The following is a 1,649-nucleotide window of genomic DNA, read 5'->3' as shown; positions in this document are numbered from 1 at the left end:
CACAAAAAGATTCCGCTGCGGCAAGCTCGCTCGATTAAGATCACATTCCGATTACCGCACAACTGGACCTCGGCCTGCGCAACCTTGAAATCGATGTGTATCCCGACGAGAAAGGCGGAAAATACGCGAACCCAAAAGGCCTTGAAATGGTAACCGGACAGAAACCATACGATCCGCAGGGTAAAATGAAACAGGCTGGCTTCAAAGTGCTGCATGTGCCTGACCTTGATTTCCGGACTCACTATTTTACTTTGATTGATTGCCTCGAAGGATTAAAAACCTGGTCAGATTCGCATCCTGATCACACGCCGGTATACATTACACTTGAAGTGAAAGGAAAAATTGCCACAGATAGCGAGAAGGAAGGCATTACCGCCAGGGATTTTGACTATCTCGACAAAGCACTTCTTGAACATCTTGGCGAAAAGCACATCCTTACACCGGATCAGGTAAGGGGCAAGTTTGAGTCCCTCGAAAGTGCCGTGTTGAACGATAACTGGCCAGCATTGAAAGAAGCAAAAGGGAAATTTGTATTCGTACTGGACGATTCGGGCAGCAAACGGGATCTGTACATTGCCGGGCATCCTTCGCTTCGCGGCAGGACCATGTTTGCCAACGCATTGCCAGGAACACCGGAAGCCGCTTTTCTAATCAGAAATAATGCCAAATCTTCCGAAATACCGGACCTGGTAAAAAAAGGCTACTTCATCCGTACCCGCGCAGACTCGGATACACGCGAAGCAAGAAGGAATGACAAAACAACTTTCGAGGCGGCATGCCAATCAGGAGCGCAGATTATCACCACCGATTACTATCAGAAAAGCACCCATTTCAATTCTGATTATTCTGTGAGTTTTGAAGGCAGCACCTATTTCAGGAAGAATCCGTTGTTTTAAATGTAGTACGAAATAACATGATTTCGTTTAGCGGCCAAATTATGTGCTGTGCTATTGTTCGTCTGGCAGTTAAATGTTGGAGCTATCCTAGCTAAAGAAACTTTTGATAGTTCTTGCTAAAAAACACCATAAAAATTAACTTTAAGTATGGATTTGCAGTTCTAAAAGTTCGAGTGAGTAAATCGAGAGTAGCTTAGTTGATCACTTATAACTTATTAATTATCAAGCGGTTAAAAGCGGGGTTCTGCACTCGTTGGGTGCACCCTAGGGGACAGGTCCAAATTAAATGGATTTGTCCCATTTTTTTTAGGTTGTAACTTATTGGAAATCTGATAGATGAGATCGATGCCTTCATTGATACGAGGAGTTCGAACTTCATGTCCGTCAAACATCAAATTTTCGGGAAAGATCGAACCCACTAGCTGTCTTTTTTCTTCCAAAGTTCCTGATTCATAGAGGTTTATTAGGTGTTCGAGTCTCGTGAGGGTTTTCTTAAGCAAAGTTATTGTTTCGCCGTGATCGGACGAAAAATTATTAAGCCTTTTTTCTAAGTCTGTGATCTGTTTGGTACAATGCTCTTTGAGGTGTTGGAAATCATCAGCGCTCAGCAAGCCGTCTACCATCTTTATGCGTGCGTTTTGCATTCGGTCGCTAACCTTATTAAGCTCTTGGAGGACATTTCGGCGTTCCTGATCTCTCTTTCTTCCCTCTTCCTTGAATCGCGTTAGTAGCAAATCTGAATAAATCTCCAGC

The 1,649-nt window shown here is 43.7% G+C and carries 1 protein-coding gene and 1 pseudogene; one reads left to right on the top strand and one right to left on the bottom strand.

The window, feature by feature from the left end; all coding sequences use genetic code 11:
- Positions 1-44 precede the first annotated feature (44 nt).
- Positions 45-896, top strand: a complete 852-nt coding sequence (locus ACTIE6_RS23585; RefSeq protein WP_439558965.1) for a phosphatidylinositol-specific phospholipase C1-like protein — start codon at positions 45-47, stop codon at positions 894-896.
- 230 nt (positions 897-1,126) lie between these two features.
- Here the strand turns inward: ACTIE6_RS23585 and ACTIE6_RS23580 are convergent.
- Positions 1,127-1,649, bottom strand: a pseudogene (locus ACTIE6_RS23580) (recombinase family protein); the annotation flags it as partial.

Origin of the sequence: Dyadobacter sp. (assembly GCF_051859145.1) — a bacterium.
Classification (GTDB): domain Bacteria; phylum Bacteroidota; class Bacteroidia; order Cytophagales; family Spirosomataceae; genus Dyadobacter.
Note: the sequence above shows the minus strand (reverse complement) of the source record. Positions and strands in the feature narration are given on the sequence as shown.